General features: G+C 55.0%; 17 protein-coding genes. 9 read left to right on the top strand and 8 right to left on the bottom strand.

The genetic code is table 11. The annotated features are described in order from the left end of the window. Positions 1–21: 21 nt before the first annotated feature. The 3 genes from R0135_RS16470 to R0135_RS16480 are packed head-to-tail and all read right to left on the bottom strand — an operon-like array spanning position 22 to position 3,559. The gene (locus R0135_RS16470; RefSeq protein ID WP_407347995.1) at positions 22–1,638 is read right to left on the bottom strand and encodes an AMP-binding protein; all 1,617 of its coding nucleotides are present in this window, start codon (positions 1,636–1,638) and stop codon (positions 22–24) included. A gap of 11 nt (positions 1,639–1,649) precedes the next feature. Then, positions 1,650–2,375 (bottom strand): TetR/AcrR family transcriptional regulator, encoded by a 726-nt coding sequence (locus R0135_RS16475; RefSeq protein ID WP_407347996.1) that lies wholly within the window; start codon positions 2,373–2,375, stop codon positions 1,650–1,652. A gap of 8 nt (positions 2,376–2,383) precedes the next feature. Beyond that, a complete protein-coding gene (locus R0135_RS16480) occupies positions 2,384–3,559 on the bottom strand; it encodes an iron-containing alcohol dehydrogenase (protein ID WP_407347997.1) in 1,176 nt (391 codons plus the stop codon). 166 nt (positions 3,560–3,725) lie between these two features. On the opposite strand from R0135_RS16480, the gene R0135_RS16485 reads away from it, so the two are divergent. From R0135_RS16485 to R0135_RS16520, 8 genes are all read left to right on the top strand, one after another. Continuing rightward, a complete protein-coding gene (locus R0135_RS16485; protein ID WP_407347998.1) occupies positions 3,726–5,360 on the top strand; it encodes a methylmalonyl-CoA mutase family protein in 1,635 nt (544 codons plus the stop codon). Positions 5,361–5,371: 11 nt separating this feature from the next. Then, positions 5,372–5,758, top strand: a complete 387-nt coding sequence (locus R0135_RS16490; RefSeq protein ID WP_009025022.1) for a cobalamin B12-binding domain-containing protein — start codon at positions 5,372–5,374, stop codon at positions 5,756–5,758. Between the two features lie 42 nt (positions 5,759–5,800). Next, a complete protein-coding gene (meaB, locus tag R0135_RS16495) occupies positions 5,801–6,772 on the top strand; it encodes a methylmalonyl Co-A mutase-associated GTPase MeaB (RefSeq protein WP_407348000.1) in 972 nt (323 codons plus the stop codon). Next, complete coding sequence (locus tag R0135_RS16500; protein WP_407348001.1) at positions 6,769–7,566, top strand: enoyl-CoA hydratase/isomerase family protein; 798 nt, start codon at positions 6,769–6,771, stop codon at positions 7,564–7,566. The genes meaB and R0135_RS16500 overlap by 4 nt, the downstream gene beginning before the upstream one ends. A gap of 41 nt (positions 7,567–7,607) precedes the next feature. Next, the gene (locus R0135_RS16505; protein ID WP_407348002.1) at positions 7,608–8,396 is read left to right on the top strand and encodes an SDR family oxidoreductase; all 789 of its coding nucleotides are present in this window, start codon (positions 7,608–7,610) and stop codon (positions 8,394–8,396) included. Beyond that, complete coding sequence (locus tag R0135_RS16510; RefSeq protein ID WP_407348003.1) at positions 8,389–8,985, top strand: GNAT family N-acetyltransferase; 597 nt, start codon at positions 8,389–8,391, stop codon at positions 8,983–8,985. Before R0135_RS16505 ends, R0135_RS16510 begins: the two co-directional genes overlap by 8 nt. A gap of 23 nt (positions 8,986–9,008) precedes the next feature. After that, a complete protein-coding gene (locus R0135_RS16515) occupies positions 9,009–10,601 on the top strand; it encodes an amidohydrolase family protein (protein ID WP_407348004.1) in 1,593 nt (530 codons plus the stop codon). 127 nt (positions 10,602–10,728) lie between these two features. Then, positions 10,729–11,316, top strand: coding sequence for a sulfotransferase family protein (locus R0135_RS16520; protein ID WP_407348005.1), 588 nt, complete (start codon positions 10,729–10,731; stop codon positions 11,314–11,316). A 29-nt stretch (positions 11,317–11,345) separates the two neighbouring features. Here the strand turns inward: R0135_RS16520 and R0135_RS16525 are convergent, their stop codons facing one another. The 5 genes from R0135_RS16525 to R0135_RS16545 are packed head-to-tail and all read right to left on the bottom strand — an operon-like array spanning position 11,346 to position 17,400. Next, a complete protein-coding gene (locus R0135_RS16525) occupies positions 11,346–12,341 on the bottom strand; it encodes an ABC transporter ATP-binding protein (RefSeq protein WP_407349940.1) in 996 nt (331 codons plus the stop codon). Further along, complete coding sequence (locus R0135_RS16530) at positions 12,338–13,318, bottom strand: ABC transporter ATP-binding protein (protein WP_407348006.1); 981 nt, start codon at positions 13,316–13,318, stop codon at positions 12,338–12,340. The genes R0135_RS16525 and R0135_RS16530 overlap by 4 nt, the downstream gene beginning before the upstream one ends. A gap of 3 nt (positions 13,319–13,321) precedes the next feature. After that, positions 13,322–15,286, bottom strand: a complete 1,965-nt coding sequence (locus R0135_RS16535; RefSeq protein WP_407348007.1) for an ABC transporter substrate-binding protein — start codon at positions 15,284–15,286, stop codon at positions 13,322–13,324. A 20-nt stretch (positions 15,287–15,306) separates the two neighbouring features. After that, on the bottom strand, positions 15,307–16,374 hold the full coding sequence (locus tag R0135_RS16540; protein ID WP_407348008.1) for an ABC transporter permease: 1,068 nt from the start codon (positions 16,372–16,374) through the stop codon (positions 15,307–15,309). Positions 16,375–16,377: 3 nt separating this feature from the next. Continuing rightward, positions 16,378–17,400, bottom strand: a complete 1,023-nt coding sequence (locus tag R0135_RS16545; protein ID WP_407348009.1) for an ABC transporter permease — start codon at positions 17,398–17,400, stop codon at positions 16,378–16,380. A gap of 193 nt (positions 17,401–17,593) precedes the next feature. Between R0135_RS16545 and R0135_RS16550 the strand changes: the two genes are divergently transcribed. Continuing rightward, on the top strand, positions 17,594–18,484 hold the full coding sequence (locus R0135_RS16550; RefSeq protein ID WP_407348010.1) for a PA4780 family RIO1-like protein kinase: 891 nt from the start codon (positions 17,594–17,596) through the stop codon (positions 18,482–18,484). Positions 18,485–18,574 lie beyond the last annotated feature (90 nt).

The raw sequence follows: 18,574 nt of genomic DNA on the forward strand, positions 1-18,574 counted from the left end.
CTGCAGTTGTGGAGTCTTGTTTTAGCTACTCAGCGCCTCCCGTTTTACTTTGATCCCGGCTTTCTCTCTATCCCAGGTATCAATTGTGATGGCCTGTTTGCGAAGAATGTGCTTCAGGACCTTCGCCGACGGTGTCTTTGGTAGTTCGTCCATGATTCGGATATATCTTGGAACCATAAAGTAGGCCATGCGCTCAATGAGAAACTGCGTTAAGTCAGCAGGATCAATGCTTCGTCCCTCGACCGGGGCAACGCAGATCATGACATCGTCTTCGCTAAGCTCACTGGGCACCCCATAGGCGGCTGCCTCGCGCACTTGGGGATAGGCAACGACCTCTGCTTCGACTTCGAAAGAGGAGATGTTTTCTCCCCGGCGCCGGATAGCGTCTTTACGACGGTCCACAAAGTAGTAATAGCCCTCTTCATCCAGTCGGAAACAATCGCCGGTATGAAACCAGCCATTGCGCCAGGCCTCGGCGGTGGCTTTTGGATTCTTGTAGTAACCGGAGTTCATGCCCCAGGGTCGATCCGTGCGAACGAGCATTTCTCCAATTTCGCCCAAGGGTACTTCGCAGTCGTTTTCGTCCACGAGGCGTACATCAACGCCAGCTCGTTTTTTGCCACAGGTTCCGCGACTCGTGGGGTTGGGGTCAGAAACAATGGGTGATGAAATTTCGGTCATGTTGAAGATGGTGTAAATGTCTATGCCAAACCGGGTGTGCAGATCGCCCGCAGCCTCGGTCATCGGTACCATGAACGCGAGTCTTAAGCTGTGGTCCCGGTCGTCCGGTGACGGCTGTTGCTTGAGCAAAAACGTTGCCATAACGCCCAGCAGGAAGGCGGCGCTGGTTTTGGTTTCGCGTACAAATGGCCAAAAGCGTTCGGTATCAAAGTTTTCCATTACCGCTATGGAGCCTCCACGAGCGAGCATGACCGAGATGATGCCCATGCCCCCGATATGGAACAGAGGCATATTGATAAGGAAGCGATCCTCGCCGGTAACGAAGTGCCAGGTCTCTGGTCCCGCATTGGTAAACAGGTGCAGGTACGAAGACAAAACGCCTTTGGAAGGTCCTGTGGTACCCGAGGTGTAGATGATTGACTGATTGTCCCAGGGCTCGATGGGGTTTTGCAGCTGCGGAAGTTCACTCTCTTTTCCGCGTAATTGTTCAAAGCTTTCGCACGGTAGAGGGGAGCTTTCTGCCTCGCCACCTACCGCAATTACGGCGCTAAGCTCGGCAGTATCAACGTCTGCCAGGCGCGGCACCAGATCGCGATGAGAAACCAGGAGTTTGGCATCGGAGTTTTTAAGGACGTGCTCCAAAAGACCGCCTTTGTAAGCCGTGTTGAACGGCACGAAGACAGCCCCCAGGTAATTGATTGCAAAGAAAGTGAGAATCCCTTCGCGTCCACCAAAGAGCCAAACGGCGACATGATCTCCCTGGCAAACGCCGCGCTGTGCAAGTCCGACGGCCACACTGATGACCTCATCACGCAGTTCCTTGTAGGTCCAGGTGTCGCCGTTCTCAAAGACGGCATAGACCGTGTCTGGTGTTTCTTCGGCCCATTTGTCGATGAGATAGCGCACAACACAGTCTTCGCGCGCGGGTACTCGTGGGTCCTGATGAACTGCAGTCACAACGGTCTCCTTTATTTTCTTAATCCTGTTATGGGGGTGGCCTTCGCGGTGTCTTTTGCGGCCTCGGCTGCTTGTCGTGATTCGATGTCCAGGGTCTCTATGCGTATCGGAGAGTGCACAATGCGCGCTACGTTCTGTATCAACGTGGCAAGAACTTCGGTTTCCGACCAGTGGCCCCCCGGTGTGTACCACAGGGCCACCCAGCTCATCATTCCACCGATGGTGGTCGCGGTGAGCCCTGGATTGTCTACCGTGAATTCACCGGCTTTCGTCCCTTCCAGCAATAGATTGGCAAGACGATGATCGAATAGAGAACGGAGTTCTCGTATCTCCCGCGCCGAGGTCTCATCAAGGTTTTTTTCTTCGCGAAGATACACAACGATGTTCTCTTCGTTATCAAGAATCAGTCGCGTGACCTTGTCGACAATGAGCTTTAGTCGATCCCAGGGCGATCCGGGAGAGGCGAGGCAATTGTCCAGTGCATCCAGTGAGACGCTGATACCGAGCTTTGAAATATCGAACAGGATCTCGCCTTTATTCTTGTAGTAACTATAAATAAAGGGTTTGGTGACTTTCAGGCGCTCGGCGATGGCATCGATGGTCGCGCTTTCATAACCCTGCTGGAAGAACAGATGCGCGGCTTCTTCGCGAATCCGCCGACGTTTGAAGGTGGCAAGCTCACTCTTGAGCCCGCCGCCCGCGGAGTGTTTGTCTGCCAGTGAAGGTTCTGCTGCCATCGGGTGTCTTATCCGGCGGCCATCTTCAGTACCGGCAATACGTCTTCAGCTTTTTCTACAGTTCGTGGATTTGTTCGCGCCCAGAAGTCATGCATGGTGTTTTCGGCAACCAGCGCATGGTCAGCCTCGGTGACGCCTACGGCCGCCAGCGATCTGGGCATGCCCAAACTGGTGATGAACTCATCGACAATCACAGAGGCAGCTTCATCGGGCCGTCCAAAAGCACGGCTGATACGCTTTTGCCGGTCGCCGTTGACGGATTCATTGAAGGCTAATACAGCAGGGGCCATGACACAGGAGCAATATCCATGGGGCACATCAAAGCTGCCGCCCAGTACATGTCCCACAGCATGACTGAGACCCATGGGAACGCCACCGACAATAGGAATCATTGATTGCCAGGCACCAACCTGACACTTGAGTCGGGCTTCGAGATCACTGGGGTCTGCTTTGACTCGTGACAGGCCGTCACTCAGTAGCTCCAGAGCACTGGCGGCCATACCGTCTGCAAAATGATTCGAGGCCAAAGAGCCCAAAGCCTCCAGGGCGTGATCAACGGAGCGAACGCCGGTAGACAGCCACAACCACTCCGGCGTGTGCACAGTGAGCGCTGGATCAAGAATAACGGTCACTGGGGCCATGAGACGAGTTTCATAAGCCTGCTTGAGTTTTAGCTTTTCGTCGGTCGCGCCGCTTAGGGGATTGAACTCGCCGCCTGAGAGGGTTGTAGGGCAGATTATGGCGCGGACGTCGGGACCATCAAAAACCGGCTTTATGACTTCGCCTTCGTCATTAACATAGACCCGATAGTCGTCCATCTGGTCGTGCTCACGGATGTTGTGCTTCAAGCAGATGGTGACAATTTTCCCGGCATCGGTGACAGATCCGCCCCCAACGGTGACCACCAGATCTGCGTTGGCCTCTCGGGCCATGGCTGCAGCTTCGAGTACCGCGCCTCGAGGGGCGTGTGCGGGCATGCCGTGATAGGTGGCAGCGACTTTACTACCCAATGCTTTACGGATCTGATCGATTTCATCGGTTTGTTCATTGAGACTTGAGCTGACGAGTAAAAATACGCGTTCGGCTCCCAGTCGTTCGGCTTCTGCAGCAATCGCGACCGAAGCCCGCTCGCCCATGTACACTTTTTCTGTGGCCGTCAGGTCAAGAACTGAGGGAGACACCATTGCTGATTCCTTATGTTTGTTTATGTCAGCTTGCACGGTTAGATAGCTAGAGTAATATTTTCTTATTAACAGTCAAGTAAATGTTTAATCAGTAGACATAGGTTATTAGGCGGTAGTATCGTTTGCGCATCGTTCCTATCGAATAAACCAACAATCAGGGCGTCTTATGCAGCAACCACCCGATGATTCTGGCGATTGGGTAAGTGCCTCCGGCATTCCTCTCAAGAGCTATTACATGGCCGAGGACATTCCCTCGGGACATCAAAAAGTCCTTAATGCGGCCCCCGGCGAAGCGCCATTCCATCGAGGTAGCTATCCCACTGGGTATCGCACCAAGCCCTGGCGTATTTTTCAGCTCAGTGGTTTCGGCAAACCTGAAGATGAGAACGAACGCATCCAGTTTCTCCTGGAGCAGGGCGAGACCGGCTTCATCATGGAGCACGATCGCAATACGGCTGACCACCTGTACAACGTTGATCACCCCGAGGTGTTGGCGCGTCGCGAGGATGTAGGTTTGACCGGCGCTGTGATGCAAAGCGTGCGGGATATCGATATCTGCATGAAAGACCTGCCCATAGAAACCAGCTACGGGCACGCTGGTGGGGCAGTGGTTCAGCACGCGCCTTTTGCGCTGGCGGGCTACTGGACTGTAGCCAAACAGCGGGGCTTTGATTTATCCCGACTTCCCGGCACCGGGCAGAGTGATTTCTTCTTAACCTACCTTGGTTGCGTTACCAAGCAACAAATTCCTACGGATGCTGGTTTGCGGTTTAACGCCGATATTATGGAGTTCTGTGATCAACATCTGCCACGCTGGGTGCCCGTATCCATTGCTGGTTACAACGGCGCAGACAGTGGTTTGAATGCTCCCCAGGAGCTCGGGGCACTGTTTGCCAATGCTGTGGAGTATCTCGAAGAGATTAAGCGGCGGGGAACCATGCCTATCGCCCGTGCGGCCCGCGCCTGTGGTGGCGTCAGCTTTCGTATGTCCATGGATATTTTCGAAGAGGCGAGCAAGCTTCGCGCGGCGCGTCTTATGTGGACGCAGCTTTTGAGCGAGCGCTACGACGTGCACGATCCTAAGGTCAGTAACTTGCGCATTCACTGCGTGACAGCTGGCTCGCGCATGACCTACCAGCAGCCCATTAACAATATCGTCAGAGGAACCTTAATGGGCTTGGCTGCAGCCTTAGGCGGTGTGCAATCGCTGGGCGTAAGCGGTTATGACGAGGCTCTTTCGATTCCGTCAGAGCATGCGCATCAGATGTCTGTGCGTATCCAGCAGGTATTGCAGGAAGAGACCAATATTGCGGCCGTTACCGATCCTCTCGGCGGCTCGTACTACATAGAAACGCTCACGGCGCAGCTCATCGAGCGAGCCTGGGCGTTTTTTGACGAGATTCAGGAGCAAGGCGGGTTTTTGGCGGCGCTGGATAGTGGCTGGATGCACCAAAAGGCGACTGAAAACCAGCATAAAGAATTCATGGCTCAATCTGACGGTACGCAGAAAATCATCGGGGTAACGGATCACACCGACGACATTTCACCCTTTGAGGTTGATGGGTTTATGGGGGTCGATGATGCCTTTGATGTTGCGCTTGCGCGTTTGGAAGAAGTGAAACGCACCCGACATGAAAAAGCGGCCGGCAGTGCGATGCGTGAACTTGAAACGGTCCTTCGTTCAGACCGTAATATTATGCCCGCCATGATGACTGCGCTGGAGTGTGAAGTCACTCTGGGTGAAGTCGGCGATATATATCGCGATGCATTTGGCGACTGGGCAACCCCCATACAGACCTAAGGATAATAAGAATGGCTGACACTGGTAAACGTATCCTCATGGCCAAAACGGGTCTTGATGGACACTGGCGGGGCCCAACTATTGTGGCGACGGCGCTTCGCGATGCAGGCTTTGAGGTGATTATGATCGGCATGGCGCGTTCCGATGAGGTGTTGCAGGCCGCTATTGATGAAGATGTCGACCTGGTGGGCCTCAACATTGGTGGGCATATCGACGTTGCCCTTCGCGCCGTGGAGCTGGTGCAAACCGAATGCGAGGGTATGCCGATTTTCTGCGGTGGTGTTGTGCCGCCGCATGCCAAGCGGCGGCTTGAGGCGCTGGGTGTGGAAGTGTTTCCACCCGGGTCTCAGTTGCCCGACATTGTCGATTCAGCGCGCCGTCTTACCGGTATTGCCTGAGCCTTCCCTGGCGTGACCTCGCCGACAGATACGCCCGCGAGCATGCTCGAACGAGCCCACAGCGGCGATCGACGTGCTCTGGCACGGGTGATCAGTGCGATAGAGCGCGGTGAGCGGCTCCCAGGCATCCCCTTGGGCGATCCGAGTGATGCTCACAAGCTTTGCGTTGGAATTACCGGTGCACCGGGGGCGGGCAAGTCTACGCTGGTGAGCGCCCTTACCGACGAATTACTCAAAACTTCTCCTTCGGCCGCAGTACTCGCGGTGGATCCTTCTTCACCCATCAGTCGTGGTGCTTTACTGGGCGACAGGGTGCGGATGCACCGCCACGCAACGCGACCCGAAGTGTTTATCCGCTCCATGGCGACTCGCAGCCACCACGGTGGACTGGCCGGGGCGACCCAGGCCTCGCGCCGCCTTCTGCAGTATTGTGACTGGCCGCTTGTGCTCATCGAGACCGTGGGGGTTGGACAGGTGGAGCTGGATATTGTGAACACCGCCGATATTGCGGTGGTTGTGCTCAATCCTGGCTGGGGTGACGAGATACAGGCCAATAAAGCAGGCTTAATGGAGATCGCCGATATATTTGTGATTAACAAAGCTGACCGACCGGGCCTGGAATCTACGCGACGGGATATTGATGCAGTCATCATGACTCGCCCGGAATCCCAGCGACCGCCGGTTATCGAAACAGTGGCTACCGAAGGCGTGGGCATGGAGCTCCTGGCCGAGGCGATAGCCAGTGTTCATCGATCCTTAATGGCGTCAGGTGAGCTTGCCCGGCGCCGTTATGCGCAGCTGGGAATGGAGTTGTCTCAGCAGATGAGTCGACGTTTTGCGCAGCAGCTGCAGCGGTATGAAGGCAGCGCGGCCTTTGTTGATGCAGTCGCCGAGCTGGCCGCTGGGTCGGTGAACATTGAAGCCGCGATTGACGAGATGTTGCCGCGGGTGATCAACTTTGCCAACCCAGGCCAGAGCGCCTCTGGGACGGACCGGGAGAGCAGTACAGAATGAGCAGCAAGCCAGTGTCTTTTGAGCGCCAGGACGCCTTACTCACGGTGACTCTCAACAGCCCGGATAACGGTAACGCCTTGAGCACGACGATGGTCCATGGACTGGTGGAGTGTTTTGAGGGACTTGCTTACGATGACTCTGTGCGAGTGGTGATTCTGCGCGCCGAAGGCAAGCACTTTTGCAGTGGTCTGGATCTTAAGGATCCGAGTATGTCACCAGCGCAGAGAACACCTGCAGGGCTTTGGGCGATCCAAACGTCCATCGCACGCATTTATTTGGCCATGCGTCGCTGCCCCCAGCCCATCGTTACCGCACTTCATGGCGCCGCTTGCGGCGGAGGGTTTAGCCTGGCCCTGGCGGCCGATCTACGTGTGGCAAGCACGGATCTTCGTATGAATGCCGCCTATCTCAACATTGGTTTGACCGGTTGCGATATGGGCAGTAGCTATTTTTTGCCGCGATTGGTGAACGCCTCAATTGCATCGCAGCTGTTACTGACCGGTGAATTTATTCAGGCACAGCGCGCCTTTGACTTGGGTCTGCTTGCCAGGGTTGTCGCCGCGGAGGACCTGGATCAAGCGGCTCAGGAATATGCGCAGACGATGTTGCGCGCCGCACCCATGGGCCTGCGGCTCACAAAAGAGGCGCTTAATTACGCGCTGGATACACCGGGTCTGGAGGCGGCGATGGCCATGGAAAATCGACACCAGAGCCTGCTTGCTTTGAGCGATGATGCGCGGGAGGCTATCCATGCCTTTCGAGAAAAGCGCGTTCCAAATTTCACTGGCAATTGAGAGTCGTTTCATTTATTCAAAACTAGTAATGGAGAAAAATCTTGGATATTAAAAACCTGTTTTCGTTGGAAGGCCGCGTAGCCCTGGTAACCGGGGGCTCGCGAAACCTTGGAAAAACGATTGCTGCCGCGTATATCGAGCAAGGGGCTAAGGTGTATATCAGCTCGCGCAAAGCTGCTGACTGTGAGGCTACCGCTCAAGAGCTCGGCCCTAACTGTTATTCATTGCCACAGGACGTGTCTACGGTTGAGGGTTGTCAAAGCCTGGCCAAGGCATTGACCGAGCGTGAGTCGAAGCTGGACATTCTGGTAAACAATGCCGGCGCAGCCTGGGGGCAACCCTTTGAGGAGTTCCCCGAGAAGGGTTGGGATAAAGTCATGGACCTCAACCTCAAGTCGCCTTTCTTTTTGACCCAGGCTTTGCACGAACTCCTTAAAGCTGGTGGTGCAAGCGGTTCCCCGGCTAAAGTTATCAACATTACGTCGATTGACGGACAGCGCCTCAATCCCTGGGAAACCTATAGTTATCACGCATCCAAGTCTGGGCTGATCTATCTGACTAAGCGTATGGCAGCGAGACTGGTGCGCGACAATATCGTTGTCACGTCAATTGCACCCGGGGCGTTTGCCTCGGATATGAACAAGGCGGCGCGTGACCACGGTGATGAAGTGGGCAAAAGTATTCCCCTGGGACGCATCGGTTCGCAAGAGGATCTAGCTGGCGCGGCGATCTTCCTGGCCAGTCGCGCCGGGGACTATGTTGTGGGCGATACCATTACCGTCGACGGCGGTATTGTGCACGCTGCGCTCGGTGAGAGTATCGATGCCTGAGCTGCAGCCGATGACGTCGGTGACGGAAGTCACAGAGAGTGAGCGCAGTCAGGTGTTTGCTTCTTTGGCGGGCGCATTTTTTGCGGACCCTCTGATGCGGTGGTTTTTTCCAGATGCCCAGGGCTTTCTGAACGCTGCCACCGGCGACTTTTACGATGCTTTTGGCGGTGGTGCTATCGCTGAGGGTACGGCTTTTCGCACAGAAAATTGCGAGGGCGCCGCGCTGTGGTACCCCCCGGGTACCGGCCCAGACGAAGAGCGGCTGGTCGAGGCCATGGTGAGCACGGTCCGGCCCGCAATCCACGAAGATTGCCTTGGGCTGATGGAAGGTATGGCTCGCTATCACCCACAGGAGTGCTGGTACCTGGCGGTGCTGGGTACGGACCAGGCGTATCAGGGGCGAGGGCTGGGCGCGCAGCTGATGAAGTATGCCTTAGCCAAGATTGATGCGTTAGGACTGCCCGCTTATCTCGAATCCTCTAATCCCCTGAATATGTCGCTGTACAAACGACACGGGTTTGAAGAGATGGGCAGCATTCAAAGTGGTAGCTCACCGGCGATTGTGCCGATGCTCCGCGAGGCACGCTAGTTCTGCACCCAAAGGCATAGGTTATGAAGCGAATACCCCCCGGTTCGATCTCGCGTGAAGGAGCGGTTTTAGAGGAGACCGGCGCGACGCGTTTTTCTCGCAGAGGTTTTGTTCAAAGTCTGGCTCTAAGCAGCCTCGCCGCCGGCTCTGGTCTTGGCATGGCATCGACCGATGTTTCCAAGGCAGGGCAGATACCAGCGGCTGACCGGCTCGGCCAGCGCTTTGTTATCGAGGCCGGTTGGGTGCTCACAGAAACCCGGGGGCAGCTCGAGCTGATACCTAATGCGCAGGTGCTGGTCCGCGATGGCGTAATCGAAGATGTGCGTAACGGTGCATTCTCTGATGTTCTGCCCCGACTCAAACTTCACGACCAGATTTTGCTCCCGGGTTTTATCTCGGGACACACACATTGCTGTAGCGCCACTCCTACGCGGGGAATCATTGAAGGGCCGCGCTCCTACGCTCGGCCATTGGAATTAGTGGAGACACTTTCTGACGAGGAGATGGACGCACTGACGGCCCTCAACCTGGCAGAGCTGCTTCGCTCGGGCTGCACGACTCATTTGGAGATGAGCCTGAGTCTTCGCCAGGCCGAGAGCTACGTGCGGTTGGCGGAGCCCTGGGGCGTTCGTGCCTACCCCGGAGCGATGATTCCCGGGATTGAGCGCTTGTTTGCCATCTGGTTTCGCGCTGATGATCAGGTGCTCATGGATGCCGAGTCCGGCACACTGGACGAAATCGCCAAAAATCTCGCATTTTGTGAGAAGCACATGGGCAAAGGTGACGGGCGCATTCAGCCCATGATGTCTCCCCACGCCTGCGATACACATACTCCCGCGACCATGCGCGCGCTGGCACAGGCGGCAAAAAAGCTCGGTACCGGTCTACATATCCATCTCTCGCAGGGGCAGCGGGAGACCGATACGGTGAAACGTCTGTGGGGTCAGACGCCCACGCAATGGCTGGAAAGCTTCGGCATGCTCAGCGACGGCCCGGTGTTCGGCGCGCACATGAGCGGACTGGACTGGGATGTTGATCCTCCCATACTGAATAAACACGGTGTGGTGTATGCGCACTGTCCTTCGGGAGGCGGTGCGGGCAATGGTACTCAGCCTTATCCGGAAGCACTTGCAGCGGGTATGGCAGTGAATATCGGTATTGATACACACTCCAATGACTATCTTGAGAATTTAAAGCTCGCCGTGCTCTATGGCCAAGCTCGCCACGAGCTCCTGGGTGAACTTGATGGCAAACGCGCGAGTCAGCGACCGACGATCTGGAACGCTGTTGAGGGCGCTACTCGGATACCCGCCAAAGGACTCCGCCGTGATGATTTGGGAGTGATCAAGGCGGGTGCTCGCGCAGACCTCATTTCTGTGGAGGTTTCCGGCATGCTTAATGGCACGGGCGCTTTACCGCCGGAGCCCCTCAATAACCTGCTCTATGCCAATGGTCGTATGGTGCAAACGGTGATGACCGATGGACGCTTACAGGTATCTGGAGGAGAATTTATTGCCGAGGAGCCCCAGCAGGTCCTGCAGCGCGGTGGTGAAGTTGCGCAGAAAATCTGGCGTCAGCTTGAGCAGGAGGATTGGTTTAGCGACACTCCGCGCTGAGTCTGTCTGTCTTCTGCATGACAATTGCCATGAGGCTGCTGTTGGGCTAGCTTGAGCTAGTAAGAACCATTAGCCACAGGTATGACTCATGCAAGTATTTGGCGCAGGTGTAGGGCGAACGGGAACAATGTCGCTTCGAACGGCTCTTGAGCAATTGGGTTTGGGGCCTTGTTATCACATGGATGTGGTGTTGGGTGATCCGGCTACTCACGTGCCCCTTTGGAATGCGGCGCAGGCAGGGAAACCTGACTGGGCGGCGATTTATCAAGGACAGCGATCGGCGGTCGATTGGCCCACAGCCTCTTTTTATCCGGAGCTGCATGCAGCGTTTCCTGACGCAAAATTCGTTCTCACCCATCGTGATCCCCAGTCCTGGGTCGAGAGCATCAGCGAGACAATATTTGCTGCTTTGTTAAGCCGGAATGACGCTCCTCCCGAGGTGCATCCCTGGTTGGATATGTGCATGCATGTGATAGCGAGAGCAGGCTTTGATCCGGCTATGAGCAAAGACGAGCTGGCAAACAGATTTATTGCGCACAATGAAGCGGTGCAGGCGGCGATACCCGACAGTCAACTTCTGCTGTTTCAGGTCAAAGAAGGTTGGGCGCCTTTGTGTGAGTTTTTGGGTTTGGCGCTTCCCGAGAGCGAGTTTCCGCGCACTAATGACCGCGCTGCGTTCTGGCAGTTGCTGGAAGACGGTGGGGCGACAGCCTAGACCTGAAACCCGAAGAGTTCTGTCTGACGTTAACCTGCGGTAGTGATGCCGCTCGGGTCTGTATGAAGATGACAGGCGCTGTCGTGCCCCTCACCGATGGTGCGTGTAGCCGGGTAACTCTCGCTACAGGCTGGTTCAGCCACCGGGCAGCGCGGATGAAAATGACAGCCTGTTGGTGGTGCAATGGGCGATGGCACATCGCCTGTTAACACCTGTCGTTGCTGAACGCGGTGCGGATCAGGAATAGGGATCGCCGAAATAAGGCTCTTGGTGTAAGGGTGACTGGCGTTGCGGTACAGCGTCTCGGAATCGGCCGTTTCTACGATTCTGCCCAGGTACATGATCGCCACGCGATCTGAAACGTGTTTAACCACTGCAAGATCATGCGCGATAAACAAATACGCAAGATTAAATTCCCGTTGCAGGTCTACCAGCAGATTCAGTATTTGGCTTTGTATAGATACGTCCAGGGCTGACACGGGCTCATCGCAGATAATCAGCTGCGGATTGAGCGCAATCGCTCTGGCAATACCAATGCGTTGCCGCTGGCCCCCAGAAAACTCGAAAGGGTAGCGGCTCACTGAGCGAGCGGGGAGCCCCACTATATTTAGCAGCTCTCGGACGCGTTGCTTGCGCTCAACGCTCGATCCACCAAGGCCCTGAATAATCATAGGCTCTTCGAGAATCTCGCCTACGGTATGCCGCGCGTTAAGCGACTCCATGGGGTCCTGAAAGATCATTTGAATGTTCTGGCGCAGAGGTCGCAAGGTGCGGGGCTTTAGATGAGTAATATCCTGTCCCGCAAAACGAATGCTACCTGCGCTGGGTTCGTATAGTCGTACCAGACAGCGGCCTAACGTGGACTTACCGCAGCCCGATTCACCCACAAGTCCCAGAGTCTCGCCGGGATTGATGTGCAGTGATACGCCGTCAACCGCGCGGTTGGCTCTATGGGAGCGCATGAGCAGGCCTTCCTTCACCGGAAAGTGCATGCTCAGATCATTGACTTCGAGTAAGGGCGTCATGCGCTCTGCCATTGGTAACAGCTCACTTGATGCATTCCTTCGATCCGCTCCTCTGGGGGAGATGCTTCGCGGCACTGGTCTGTGGCCTTGGGACAGCGATTCTCGAATCGACAGCCCCTAGGGAGATCACGCAGGCCGGGAACCATCCCTTCTATGACATTGAGCGTGGATTTAGGCGTGGTCTCAAGCGTCGGAATAGAACGCAATAAGCCCTGGGTGTAAGGATGAGACGGACGATCAAAAACATCGAAGACCGTACCGCGCTCCGCGACTTTGCCGGCGTACATCACAACCACCTCATCACAGGTCTCGGCGATAACACCCAGATCATGCGTAATGAGGATCACCGACATGCCTAAGTCGGCTTGCAGCTCTTTGATAAGCTCAAGAATCTGCGCCTGAATGGTGACGTCCAGTGCAGTCGTCGGCTCGTCAGCAATCAGCAGGGCCGGTCCGCAGGCAAGCGCAATGGCGATGACGACGCGTTGTCGCATGCCGCCAGAGAGTTGATGGGGGTATTCACCCATGCGTATCTCCGGCGAGGGAATGCCGACCTTATCAAGAATCTTTACCGCTTCATCTATGGCCTGCTGACCATTGAGGCCCTTGTGGATCTTGAGCCCCTCGGTGAGCTGACGGCCGATGGTGTGCACCGGGTTCAGTGCCGTCATGGGCTCCTGAAACACCATGCCGATGTCATTGCCGCGGACTTTTTCCATCTCTTCAAAGCTGAGTTTGGCCAGGTCCTGTCCCTTGAGGCTGATCACCCCTCCGACGACCTGGCCCATAGGTTGCGGCAAAAGGCGCATGATTGACAGGGCAGTCACACTCTTGCCGCAGCCCGATTCACCCACAATACCCACGGTCTTGCCGGGATCGACGGTAAAGCTCACACCATCAACGGCGCGAACGACACCCTCGTCCGTATCGAACTCGGTGATGAGTCCGGCAACTTCCAGAATGGGCGAGTCAGCCAAGGTTCAGGGCTTCCACTGATCGTAGACGTTGATCATGGGCGGGAAGGTCTTGCCGGACTTACGCGCCTCTAGGACCTCTTTTTTCAGATCTGTGTCTATCCAGTGGACCCAAAGCTCTCCAGTGCCGCTGACAAACTTGTGATTGAAGTAGTCCGGGTAGCGCATCCAGCGCCAATGCCCCAGGCGCAGCGATGGTTGATACCAACCCGGAGAGAACGATGCGTAGTCGTGATGCAAATTCAGAATTCTGTGGGACAGCTCAACCATCTCGTCCTTGTCCTGAGACTCACGATATTGGTCGATGAGATTGTCCATTTCGTACACGGCAAACGCTTCGAGATTGTTGGTTTGCGTTTTTAACTGCCGCTGCGGATTAACGCTACCGTCCTCGAGAAACGCGTCGTCATAGGCATTGTCCGAGTGATAGTGTTCCCAGAATCGAGGATACATTTCCAGAAAACGTCCGAAGGCCACCAGATGAATCTCATGCTGTTTTTCCTGGACCTTTTTCCATCCAGTGGTGGAGTCGAGGACCTCGATACGCAGCTCCAGACCAGTCTTCTGAGCCTCTTGCTTGAGGATAGTCATGACATCAGCCAGATTTTCGTAGCCTGTCGATAGCGTAAAGGCCAGTTTCTGACCCTCGGCATTAACGAGGATTCCGTCGGCTCCCCGCTCGGTAAAACCGGCGGCTGCGAAATAAGCCTGGGCTTTTTCTATGTCAAACTCCCTTGCCTTGATGGTGGGGTCGTTAAACTCCGAAAAGCCCTCATTCGCTGTGTTGAGCCTGGCCGCGTCACCACGGAAGTATTTATCGATGACCAGCTGCCAGTTACTTGCGTGCTGAATGCCCAGGCGTATGTTCAGATCATCCAGCAGTGGTTGAGAGGTGTTCATCCACAAGCCATAAGGCGGTCTGGGGTATTCGTTGTAGAAGACAGATTTTGCGATGTAACCGGCTTGCACGTCCGGATCAGAGTCGGGGAGCTTTTCGTACCAGTATTCTGACAACGCCAAGCCGAACTGGTCGAGGTCGCCGCGTTTGAACGCCTCAAAGGTTTTTGCGGTATCACGAATGATGTTGAACTGAATGCGATCCGGGTTGTAGCGATAACGGAAGTTTCTCTTATCCGCTGCCCACCAGTTGGTATCTCGAGTCAGGACGATAGAGCGTCCCTTCTTTAAATCGCCATCACGCAGCACATAAGCACCGGTGGTGGGTGTGAAAGTCCATTGGTATCGATCAACGTAGTCGTCGCCCAGCGCCTTAAAGTGGTGCCGGGGCATGGGGTGGAGCTCCAGCACTCGGGCTGAGTAGTCAGGCTTTGCGGCGACGCTGGTGATAGAAAAAGTCCGATCGTCGTAGCGGGTAATGTTGGTGTATTGCGAGCTGTACCAGTTGTTATACCAAGGTGCGCGGATGTATTCAGACTTATAGAAGTAGAACATGAAAAAGAAGTCGTCAGTGGTCACCGGAACGCCGTCAGACCAGGCCGCAAGTGGATCAATTTTTACATAAACCGTCGAGGTCTCTGGATCTAGCGCCCAGGACTCGGCCAGCGCCGGATAGTACTCGCGCTCGTCTGGATGTAATTGGGCGACCAGCATGGCGACATCATCAAGAATGAACGGGCGAAACGAGCCGTTGGAATCCGGACCTGCCGTGCGCAGGGTGCGGGGAAAGTCGGGAAGAGCGACGTACTGAGTACCACCTTTTTGGGCCTCTGGCGAGCCGATCTCGGGTAACTGCGCACCGTTTTCCCAAACCAAGCCCTCCGGGAGGTCTTGCATGCTTGCAAAGCGATAGAAGTCTGGCTCTGCTGCATAGGCTGCTTCGACTTCGGCGCTATTGTCTACGTCTGCGGCCAGGTCTGTAGAGTCGCCCTCACTGTTATCTCCACCGCAAGCGGTCAGTAGAAGCGTCAGGGACATCAATAGCCATGGTGTAGAACGAAGAAGTCGAGTCATAGCGTTACTCTCAAATGCTCTTAGCGATAAATAGAATAGGTTTTTGGGTCAAAGGATTCGCGCACGGCCTCACCCACAAAGGTAACCAGAGTCAGCAGCGCCACCAGCGTGCCAAAGGCGGAGGTCACAATCCAGGGCGCCGTGCGCAGGTTTGCCGTCCCCTGCTTGAGGAGTTCGCCAAGACTTGGCGTGGGCGGTGGTAAGCCAAAGCCCAAAAAGTCCAAAGCAGTGATTGCCGAGATAGCACCAACAATTGTGAAGGGCATAAACGTGACGAGTGTGGACAGGATGTTGGGGAGAATGTGCCTGAATATAATTCGGGAATTCGATGCGCCAATCACCCGGGCAGCGGCAACGTAATCCCGAGCCTTTTCTTTGTAGGTTTCGGTGCGCATGTAGTAGGTCATGCCGGTCCAGGAGAACAAGACCATAACCATCAACAATATGCCGATGCGCGTAGGCACTGAGAAAGCTGCTGGGATCACCGAGAAAATAATAATCACCATGTAGAGAAACGGTACGTTGGACCATATTTCGATGAGGCGTTGAAACAGCAGGTCAAACACGCCGCCGAAGTAGCCCATGGAACAGCCGATGGCAATGCCAATAAGGTAGACCGACAGCATAAATCCAATAGAAAAGATTAATGCGATGCGGGTGCCATAAAAGAGCCGTGCAAGAATGTCGCGACTGGTGGTGTCGGTGCCCAGATAGTGCTGCTGAGAGGCGTCCGGGGCCAAAGGTGTGAAGATACCTCCCGGCGCATGATTCTCAAAAGCGTTGTAGGGGATCAGGGGCATGAGAACCCAATTGCCGCTGCCGTCCTCGGCGAATGCTTCTTTGAGTTCTCGGTAGTTGACTTCGTAGTCGTAGTCCAGGCCAAAGTCGGTGCCGGGGTGGAAGGCCGTATAGGTGGGGAAGTACAGCTCTCCTTCGTAACTTACCAACAGCGCTCGACTGTTGATAATAAGCTCTCCAAACGCCAGTAGTACCATCAAACCCGCAAGTATCAGAAAGCTATAGTAGCCGCGCTTAATGTGCCTGAATCGGCGGAGCTTTTTGAGGGTTTGAGGGTTCAGTTGCAGCATGGATTAGTGGAACCGTATCCGTGGGTCAACCATCGCGACCAGGACATCAGAAATGATGTTGCCGATGAGTAGTAGCAGACTCGCCAGCAGAACCACGCCCATAACCACCGGATAGTCTCTATCCAAAATCGCACTGAGGCCTAGTAGTCCAAAACCGTCGATATCAAAAATACTCTCTATTAAAAAAGAGCCGCCCACGAGAAGGGTAATGTTCTGGCCGAAGGTAGTGGCAATGGGGATGAGGGAGTTGCGCATGGCGTGTCCGGTTACGGACTTACGGAACGAAACGCCTTTGGCAATAGCGGTGCGAATGTAGTCTGCCGCCAGGTTATCCATGAGGTGGTTTTTAAGCAGTAAGGTGACCAGTGCAAAGCTGCCCACGAGATAGCAAATTAGCGGTAGCAGCGAGTGGTTGATGAGGTCCAGGGTTTTTTCGGCGGTGCTTAGCTCGTCAAAGTTAAAGCTGACAAAGCCTCCCATGGGGAACCACTCGAGTCGCACTGCAAAAAACAGGATCAACAGTGACCCAAGGGCGTAGCCGGGTATCGCGTAGCCGACAAAAATCAATATCGATGAAATATTGTCGACAAACGTGCGGTGTCGGATTGCTTTGAGTATTCCCAGGGGGATGCACACGGCGTAGGTGAGTATGAGCGTGACTATGCCGTAGTAAAGGGAAACCGGAAATCTGTCTTTGATAACGTCCCACACGGGCTCGTTATAGCGATAAGAGGATCCGAGATCTCCAGTGACCACCTTGCCAAGCCATTCGACGTAGCTCTGTAAGATCGGCTTATCAAAGCCGTAATACTCTTTGAGCGCCTGGAGCTGTTCGTCCGATATCGCCATGCCCTGGCCGGCGGATTGACCGCCACCGCCCCCGGTCATGCTCATCTGTTGAGTTTCCATAATCGCACGCTCAAGGGGGCCACCCGGAACTAGACGGGTGATCGCGAAAACAATAATGGTCACACCCAACAGGGTGGGCGGAATCAAGAGAAGACGCCGCAGAAAATAGTCGCGCATCGGTTGAGGCGGATTTCAATATCGATGAAATGAAAAGCGAACTTACAGTGCTCGTGGGCTTGGTGCAAGACACACAGAGGCCATACAAGTTTTTAGATTTTGCAGCTCAAGCCATCGTAGTGTGAGACTCGATATGGCAGAGTGCCAGTGTCAAACACGCCAGCCAAGACAGGAAGTCGGTCGACCGTTATCAATGAAGACACCAAAACGCCTCCAGCCCCTCGTTGAAGAGGGGATTATCGACGAAGTCATCAGTCCGCTTATGAGTGGCAAGGAGGCTGATGTCTTTATCGTTCGTAGCTCAGGCCAGCTGCGCTGCGCAAAAATTTATAAAGACGCGGTTAAGCGCAGTTTCAAAAAGGCTGTGCAGTACACCGAAGGTCGTAAGGTGCGTAACAGTCGTCGTCAGCGTGCCATGGAGAAAGGCTCAAAGTTCGGTCGCAAGCAACAGGAAGAGACCTGGCAGAACGCCGAAGTCGACGCGCTGTATCGATTGGCCCGGGCAGATGTGCGTGTCCCGCAGCCCTACGGCTGCTTTGATGGCGTTTTGATTATGGAACTCGTGACGGACGAAGACGGCGATGTGGCCCCCCGTCTGAACGATGTGTCCATGTCGGCTGATCAGGCTCGGGAAGATCACGCGATCATGATGCAATACGTCTTGCGTATGCTTGCTGCCGGTCTTATCCATGGCGATTTATCAGAGTTCAATGTGCTGGTTGATGAATACGGACCAGTGATTATCGATCTTCCTCAGGCTGTGGATGCGGCGGGTAATAATAACGCGCAGTCGATGCTTGCCCGGGACGTCAATAATATTACGGAGTATTACGCGCAGTTTGCGCCGGAATTGGCACAGACTCACTACGCTGAGGAGTTATGGGGCCTGTTTGAGGACGGAGACCTGAACCCCGACCATCAGCTTACCGGCTACGCCGAACTCGATACACATGAAGCCGACACTGACTCGGTGATGGCTGAGATCCGTGCTGTGCTGGCGGAAGAAGAAGCCCGTCAGCGCCGGCTAAAAGCCGCTGAGAGTGATGAGGAGCCCGAGGAGGAGCCAGGAGAGGGCGAGAGATAAGGTCTCAATTAGTCACAACTTAAGGCGCCGCTTAGCCTGTATAATCGTGCTTTGCCCGTTCTAGGGCGAACCACTTCTTATCTCGGTAAT

The organism is Congregibacter variabilis, from assembly GCF_045689235.1.
Taxonomy (GTDB): Bacteria; Pseudomonadota; Gammaproteobacteria; order Pseudomonadales; family Halieaceae; genus Congregibacter; species Congregibacter variabilis.